This window comes from Ruegeria sp. BHSB064 (assembly GCF_059613205.1).
In genome coordinates this window covers 1-7,827 of sequence record NZ_JBXWSB010000167.1, presented here as the reverse complement: position 1 = coordinate 7,827, position 7,827 = coordinate 1, and the positions used below count along the sequence as shown (strand labels likewise).

At 55.3% G+C, this 7,827-nt stretch carries 5 protein-coding genes and 2 pseudogenes; 3 read left to right on the top strand and 4 right to left on the bottom strand.

Features of this window, described 5'->3' with window-relative positions; genetic code table 11:
* Positions 1–116 precede the first annotated feature (116 nt).
* Positions 117–884: a transketolase family protein gene (locus AC2FNU_RS22805; protein WP_496793059.1), complete on the top strand. Its 768-nt coding sequence runs from the start codon at positions 117–119 to the stop codon at positions 882–884.
* Between the two features lie 616 nt (positions 885–1,500).
* Here the strand turns inward: AC2FNU_RS22805 and AC2FNU_RS22800 are convergent.
* The 3 genes and pseudogenes from AC2FNU_RS22800 to AC2FNU_RS22790 form a co-directional block, all read right to left on the bottom strand.
* A pseudogene (locus tag AC2FNU_RS22800) lies at positions 1,501–1,650 on the bottom strand (integrase core domain-containing protein); the annotation flags it as partial.
* Position 1,651: 1 nt separating this feature from the next.
* Positions 1,652–2,719: a serine hydrolase domain-containing protein gene (locus AC2FNU_RS22795; protein ID WP_496793054.1), complete on the bottom strand. Its 1,068-nt coding sequence runs from the start codon at positions 2,717–2,719 to the stop codon at positions 1,652–1,654.
* Between the two features lie 111 nt (positions 2,720–2,830).
* Entirely contained in the window at positions 2,831–4,495 is a 1,665-nt protein-coding gene (locus AC2FNU_RS22790) for an ABC transporter substrate-binding protein (RefSeq protein WP_496793051.1), read from the bottom strand.
* Between the two features lie 194 nt (positions 4,496–4,689).
* Between AC2FNU_RS22790 and AC2FNU_RS22785 the strand changes: the two genes are divergently transcribed.
* On the top strand, positions 4,690–5,181 hold the full coding sequence (locus tag AC2FNU_RS22785) for a MarR family winged helix-turn-helix transcriptional regulator (RefSeq protein WP_496793047.1): 492 nt from the start codon (positions 4,690–4,692) through the stop codon (positions 5,179–5,181).
* Between the two features lie 564 nt (positions 5,182–5,745).
* Positions 5,746–7,176 (top strand): sulfatase family protein, encoded by a 1,431-nt coding sequence (locus AC2FNU_RS22780; RefSeq protein ID WP_496793042.1) that lies wholly within the window; start codon positions 5,746–5,748, stop codon positions 7,174–7,176.
* 248 nt (positions 7,177–7,424) lie between these two features.
* Here AC2FNU_RS22780 and AC2FNU_RS22775 read toward each other — a convergent pair.
* Positions 7,425–7,715 (bottom strand): annotated as a pseudogene (locus AC2FNU_RS22775) (integrase core domain-containing protein); the annotation flags it as partial.
* Between the last annotated feature and the right edge of the window lie 112 nt (positions 7,716–7,827).

Genomic DNA, 7,827 nt, shown 5'->3' with positions numbered 1-7,827 from the left:
CAACTTGCCGTAACTTCGAGACAATCTCTTCCGGCTTTGGTCGCTTGTTCGCCATTCTTAGTCCTCCGTTTCCTAAACATAGGGGCGGACCAATTCAGTTGGGGAGGCTCATCTTCATGTATCGTCGCCCGTACGACCAGCTCATGGCTTCGATCGCCTATCCGCGCCGGAAGGTGCGGTTGATGGGGTTCCTCCCCGGCGTCACCACTCCAGGCGGAATGACCCACCAATCGATTGAGGATATCAGCGTGATGCGCTCTATCCCCAATATGACGGTGCTGGAGACTGGTGACGCCACGGAGGTGGAATACATCTGCGAGGCCGCCGACAGCATCGATGGCCCGGTCTGGTGCCGGGTGCTGCGGGGGTCCGTGCCGCGCCTGTTCGACACACCCATCAAGGTGGGCGAAATGCGTGAGTTGTCGGCCGGTGAAGATGTCCTTGTTGTGACAAGCGGCATCTGCACCGAGGAGGCGATGCGCGCCCGCGCAGCATTTGCAAAGGCCGGCTTGTCGATCCGGCATCTGCACCTTCACACAATCAAGCCCTTCGATGCGGCGGCCCTGCTTGACCATATAGGCAGTGTCCGGCACGGGGTGGTTACGCTGGAAAACCACGTTACCGAAGGCGGCATAGGGTCGCTGGTGGCCGAAACGATGGCGGATGCGGGTGCAGGCAAGCGCCTTGTGCGGCTCGGGCTGAAAGACACCTATGCCCATGGCGGCTCGCGCCCCTATCTGATGAAGTACTACGGTCTCGATGCGTCCGCGCTGGTGCGCGGTATCGAGGATCTGATGGGGCAGTCCTTCGGTATCACCGAAGACGACCTGGACGCAGCCCGTTTTGACGATGTACATTCGCTGGTCAAAGCAGAGGCGCTGTAGAACCGAGCTGCAATGCGCTTGGACAGCAAGCGCCTGTATCAGCTATGTGCGAAGAAGACCTGTCGATCCGGACGCGTAGCTTGAAGTGGCGGCGTGCTTGTCGGCGAGCCAGCCCTTTCGCACGTTGCCGGGATATGGCGGAGATCGCATTTGGGCGGGTCGAAGAACGTCGCGAGTCGCTGGAGTTTCTTTGGGATCCGGAAGGAGCAGGGTGAAGTAGGCAACAGCGGCCTTCAGGACTGGCGCGTCGGCACGTAGCCTCGTTCACTTCGGCGTTGGTTGCCGTCTTGGCCGCGTCGCCTACACGGCACCTCTTTCCCGCTTCCAGTAATTCGTGCAACGAAGAATCGAACTGGGCCCTTGGAGATCCCCTTGCATCAGCACGATGTAGCGATACTCTCCCGGCCAATCAAGCACTCCAACAAGTTGCAGATCTTTTCCTCCACCGAATGATTCTTGCGCATTCTGCGGGGGATGGCTTTAACGACCCGACCCACCGTCGGTTTTTCGGTTTCAGCTTTCCATCTAATCTAGACTGTTTGGAGAGTCAGATACCTGAGCTACTCCCCAACTATTGGACAGGATCTGGCGTAGTTTTAGCTACTCTTTGCTCCTGCTAATCGGGTTTGGGTTCATCTTTTCTCAGCCAGTAGACCAAGGCTGGGGGTTTACCGCTAAGGGCGGAGTGTGGGCGCTTGCGGTTCCAGAATTCGAACCACCTGCCCACACCAGCTTTCGCCTCCGATCCGGTCTCCCAGGCGTGCAGGTCAGTCCCAGACTAGCCTCTCGCGAGCCAGCCGACGAAACACATCAATATGGTGCTGGTGGACGTCCTCTTTCGGGGGCAGCGTCGCAGCAGCGCCAACAAAGCCAGTAGACTGGTCAACATAAAGGGTTTGGCCCCCCGCACCAATCGCAAGAAATTCGCAGCGATCAGGGTCGGTTACATAGAACTGACAGCGATACGCCACGACATCTTCTGGTATGCCGCCAGTTTGCGTGAGGCTTCGCGCACTCAGCTGCTGCGGATCTATGTTACAGATATCGCGGACAAAGCCAGCCGGAATAATCTGGTTCCCAGAGTGACACCCGTTCTGAACCAAAAGAACGCCGACTTTACAAAGGTCCCGCAAGCCAGCTTTCATTCCGCCAGTAGCCAAACCGTGGCCAGATCGGTCCACTATGACTTGAGCATCTTGTTTCATCCCGATTTTCGACCAGACACGCGCGCTCAGCAGGTCTTGCCAAGGTTTTCCGCTGAACCGTGTTACCAACCAGCCGAGCGCCTCGCTGTTTGCACCGATGTATTCAAACGTTTCGCCATGAGCGCCGGTTTGTGGCAAAGTGCCGATATATTCGAGCGTCGTAGCAAAAATCTCGTCTTCCGAGGGTCCAAACATTCCGCCAATCGTCAGCATGCGATGAAGCGTCGATTTCGGGTTCTGTCTGTCCGCGGTCCATTCGATGGCTGTCGTCATGTCAAGTACTTGCCCAAGGGTTGCCGATCCAAGCCCGCCCTCTGCGAGTTCGGGCAGGAGATCAGACATAGTCATGTCTCGGTGTAAACCGTGTTCGGTCATCACGATCCCGGCAAGCAATGCGACAATGGATTTGGTAATGGAAAAGAGACTGTGCTGGTCGCACGCATGGACATTCGGGGCATAGTGTTCGGCAATGACATTGCCGTCGCGCAATGCGATGAACGCGCTCGTACCTAAGTCCGCCAAATCGTCCAAAAGGGACTGGGGGATCTCTTTTTTGAGTATCGCGCAATCGCGGTGGTTCTCGGTGTTGTCAATCTTGCCTGAGACATCCGAGCTGCATCTAATCGGCACGGTTGAGACTGGTCTGCCGGCTGGCGATGTCCCAAAAAGCGAAAAGGAGGAGCTTGGCGAACGTTCAGCCATTTCAAATGAAACACCTATTGCCAGAACAGACGTCTGTCCCTAGACCGCATAGCCCCATTTATAGTGCTGATGGTCAAGTGTGATGTGGGCGCCCACGCCAACAAGCCCCGGTTTCGCGTGCCGGAAAATGGACCTCCAATAAGGTTGGATGATAACGCCCTCATCCACCATGATGCGCTCCAATTTCGCCATGATCACACGTCGCTTGTCCGCATCGGCAATCGACAATCCCTGGTCGAGAAGTGCGTCGAACTCGGCATTTTCAAAGCCGGTTTCATTCCAGTTGGCCCCAGAGCGGTAGGCCAGATTCAGGGTCTGGATGCCGAGTGGACGATGGTTCCAATTCGTTACCGAGAAGGGATAGTCCTTCCAACCATTCCAGAACGAACTGCCAGGGATGATTTTACGGCTGACTTTGAGCCCGACATCGCGCAGTTGCGCGGCCAGCGCATCTCCGGACGCCTTGCGGTAATCATCGTCCAGCGTGATAATCTCATGCTCGAAATCCGCCATGCCCGCTTCCTGCATGAGGGCCATCGCCGCCTCGGGGTCGTATACCGAAGGACCGATGTCGGCGTATTCCGGATGGGCAGGAGCGACATGATGGTTTGCAGCGGTCTCTCCCAGACCGGCAATCGCCAGTTCGAGCAGGACAGAGTTGTCGGTGGCAAGCGCCAATGCGCGTCTGACGCGCACATCGCTGTAGGGTACTTGGCCATTCACTTCGGCTTTCTGGTTCGTACGCAGCACCACAGTTGCGGCGGTGACAACCGAAGACTTTTCCCAAGCGAGACTATCAAAGACTGCGATGAATTCACTGGCAGAATCGTGTATTAGATCAATCTCATCTGCATCAATTGCCGCAGCCCAGGCGGACGGATCATTTCCGTAGTCGATGTATTCTATGCGGTCGATGTAAGGTCCGCCATAAACCGCTGTGCCCCACCAATTGAAGTCCTCTCTGCGTTGCAGGACGGCTTTGACTCCCGGTTCCATGCTTGTGATCCGGTAGGGGCCGGTGCCGAGATTGTCGAAGTAATTCTCCGCATCAAAGCTAGGGTGGACAATCGCAGCAGGATAATCGCTTACACTGGCCATGATGGAGATATCGGGCCGCGAAAGGTTCAGCCGCAGCGTATTTTCATCCATCACCACAACCGCGTTATCGCGCATTTGCCCTGTGTCCGGATCGATCAAAGCGGACATGCGCGACGCCATGGAGTTTCCTTCAACGGATTGATCACACCAGCGGGCAAAGTTGTGGGCGATATGCTCTGCCGTCAGTGGCGTGCCGTCATGCCAAACCACTCCCCTGCGAACGTATAATAGATATTGCGTTGCATTTTCATTGGCCTGCCAACTTTCAATGAGCATGCCGCGCAACGATCCATCGTTGTTGTATTCTACCAGATAGTCGAACATGCCGCGGTAGATATTGGCGATTGTGACGCCATCCGTCACGCGCGGGTCCTTCATTCCCAGCAACGGCTGCTGAACCCTGATAACCGCGCCATTTTTCGCTGTAGCCGAGTGAGCAGGTGTAGGCAGCCCGATCAGCGCATAAGCCGCGGGTACGGCAACTCCCAGTGCGGTCGTGCGGGTCAGAAATTCCCTTCTCGACAAGGCACCCGTCCGATGTTCATTGACATAAGTCTCGGTCTCAGCTGTCGGCCAAACTGTGCCGGTGCCTTTGGGCGTCTGCATGGTTTATCCTCCCAGGGTTAACTTATCTGACGCTCTGGCCGCCGTGCTGGGCCGCATGAGCCTGCGATCACGTCGCGTTACAGTGAGTTCGTTCGGTTACTGCAAAGCTTCTCAGTGTCACTACGCAGAAATGGTTGTAATGTCAACCTCTTGGTTGACATTACAACCTACATCTGTTGATATCGATTGAAACCATGGACGTGACACACAGTGAGGACGAGGCCTTGCAGTCGGGATTTCTAGTCTCTTTAGACATCCAATTGCTCAACCAGGCGATTACGGCTCAGGCTCGAGCTATCATCTCACGCCATGGCGACCTGACCGTGCCGGAATGGCGCATTATACGTCTGGCAAGTTTGAGACCCGGTAAGAGCTCTACCGAATTGCGCAAGACCTTGGGATTTGACAAAGGCCAGTTCAGCAAAACGATCGCCGCGCTGGAAAAACGGGGATATGTCCGTTCCGAGCCCCATCCCAAAGATCGAAGGCAATTCACCCCAGTTCTCACCGCAGCCGGAAAAACGGTTTTGGCCAGAATGGAGCCCGAGTTCGAAGCACGAAACAGGCATTTTCTTAACTCTCTCGACCCGTTCGAACAGAAGGCACTCGAAACCATCCTGAAGAAACTGAAACTTGCAGCTGAGCGGACTGATTTTTCTTCGATGTTGCAGCCTGACGAAGGATGAGTGCATCTGCCGTTCAACATTTGAGGTTCTACAAAGCTACGGTTTTGGGCAACGCAAAACCGGTGGCGGGCGCAGGACATGGAGGCTTTTGCTTCCCTCAAATGGTAGGCTTGGACAGAACTACCTCAGTATGTACACGCCGCCTGCGGCGACACAGAACTTATTTTCACCCTGACGTCCGATTAGAGCATAGCCACCTTGTTGGAAGGACACGGTTTTCAACAGATAAGCTTGAGATAGGTATCCGCGGAGGATTGCCCTCAAAGGACGTTTCGAGACCAAGCAAAACTGTCGACCTATCCAGTCCATTAAGAACACTTAACCAAAACAACACGTATGACACCGCGAGCTTTCGAACATCGTATTCATTTGTCACCATTCGGCTTACCAAGCTTCAAGATAGCCTCAACGCGCAGCCAAGACGCATGATTTCGGTCAGATGATGATTTTGGTGAAAGAGGCGCGACAAGTGTTTCTTCCGGGGGAGACCTCTGACGGAGACTTCGCCGCATTCTACAGAAGCATCCACAAACTCAAAAAAGAGCTAACGTTCAGGGGCATCAGATGACTTCAAATATGCTGGTGATTATGTCCGATGAGCATCAGGCCCGGGCTATGGGCTGCGCCGGGCACCCGTTGGTGCGAACGCCAAACCTTGATGCGCTTGCCGCTCGGGGCACGCGCTTTACCAATGCCTACACACCGTGTCCAATCTGCGTGCCTGCACGTGCAAGCTTTGCCACCGGTCTGTACCCTCATCAGACACGGCTTTGGGACAATGCGATGCCATATACTGGCGCGATCCGCGGATGGGGCCACGCCTTGCAGGACAAGGGCGTGCCTGTCGAGAGCATTGGCAAGCTGCACTACCGCGCCGAGGAGGACCCGGCAGGGTTTGATGTCGAACACATACCGATGATGGTTGTTGGCGGGATCGGTATGGTTTGGGCCAGTATCCGCAAAGAAGATGAGCGGATTGTAGGGCCGAAACGAATGCTTGGAGAGTATATCGGTCCGGGGACGAGCGGGTATACGGAATACGACGTATCCGTTGTCGAGCGGACCAAAGACTGGATTGCAAAACGTGCAAAGGAAAGTCAGCCATGGTGCCTGTATGTCGGCCTGGTTGCGCCGCATTTTCCCCTGGTGGTGCCGCAAGAATTTTACGACCTGTATCCTGCGAAAACTCTACCGCCGGTCAAGCTGCATCCCGATGGTGGATACCAGCGCCACCCCTGGGTGGAAAAGCAGAACGCTATTATGGACAGCGAAGGCTTATTCAAAGACCCCGACGAAAGGCTGGCGGCCATGTCGTCATATTATGGGCTTTGCACATGGCTTGACCAGAATGTGGGACAAATACTCGACGCGTTACAAACGGCGGGCCTCGCCGACAATACAACCGTTGTCTATACCTCAGATCATGGTGACAACGTCGGTGCGCGGGGGCTTTGGGGCAAGTCCAATATGTATGAGGAAAGCGTCGCCATCCCGATGATCATTGCGGGCCCCGAAGTGCCGACAGGAGAATGTGCGACGCCCGTGAGCCTGCTCGACCTCTCTGTGACCATCGCCGAACATTTTGAATCAAAGATTACCGCAGCCGACGGTGTAACAGGGCTGACTTCCATCCTCGAGAGACCTGCCGACACAGACCGGACCGTGTTTTCCGAATACCATGCCGCGGGCGCCGTCTCTGGTGCTTTCATGTTGCGCAAAGGAAGATGGAAGCTCATTCACTATGTCGGTTTTTCCGATGAACTTTTCGACCTTGAAAACGACCCGGAAGAACTCAACAACCGTGCACCCGACGCCGATTGTGCCGACGTTCTTCGGGACCTTCATGCAGAGCTCAGAACAATATGTGACCCACTCGAAATAGACGCCCTGGCCTTTAAGGATCAGGCTAAGTTGATTTTAAGCTACGGAGGACGCGTCAACGCTTTGAAGCTTGGCGCTCCTGGGGCAACTCCGCCGCCGAAATTTGTCATTTGAAGCCATCGGGGTGTATCAGGTATGTCCGCCGCATAATCACATGAACCAGGCCCTTTCTTAGCTCACGCTGCCACCTGTCCCAAATACCCTGACGACGGAAACAAAACGCCACCGCATTCCTGCGCTTGAAACGACGCGAGATTACTTGACCTGCTCCACTCTGAGTCCGCGTCTATAGGTTAGCTCTGTTCAGGTTTGCTGTGCTACCGGAAGTGTCCCCATTCGGGGCTAGATTTTCCGCCCTTTGATCACACAGACGGGCTGGATGCGTCTGGTAATTTCATCAGCGCTGCTGGGACGTTGTTCCCAATAGCGCTGTGCGCTCTTTCTTCGTTGTAGTCTCTACGCCAAGCCTCCAACTTTTCGGCCGTATCTTCAAGGCCCATGAACCAATGAGCATTCAAGCATTCGGATCGGAGTTTACCGTTGAACGCCTCGATGTAGGCATTTTCCGTCGGCCTTCCCGGCCTTGAGAAGTCCAGCGTGACACCCCGCTGGTAGGCCCAAAGGTCCATGTCCCGAGAAACAAATTCGCTGCCATAGCACGTCGGGAAGAAGGGCTGCTGGTAGGTTATGGTCGCCTGCGCAGCCTCTAAATTGCGCAGCGGGTGGCCATAACCGGGTCTCAGGTCTCAACAGTGGTTTTGCACA

Bases quoted from the DNA above. Each gene is read 5' to 3' on its own strand.
- AC2FNU_RS22790 (WP_496793051.1), bottom strand. From the start codon at position 4,495: ATGCAGACGCCCAAAGGCACCGGCACAGTTTGGCCGACAGCTGAGACC.
- AC2FNU_RS22805 (WP_496793059.1), top strand. From the start codon at position 117: ATGTATCGTCGCCCGTACGACCAGCTCATGGCTTCGATCGCCTATCCG.
- AC2FNU_RS22780 (WP_496793042.1), top strand. From the start codon at position 5,746: ATGACTTCAAATATGCTGGTGATTATGTCCGATGAGCATCAGGCCCGG.
- AC2FNU_RS22785 (WP_496793047.1), top strand. From the start codon at position 4,690: ATGGACGTGACACACAGTGAGGACGAGGCCTTGCAGTCGGGATTTCTA.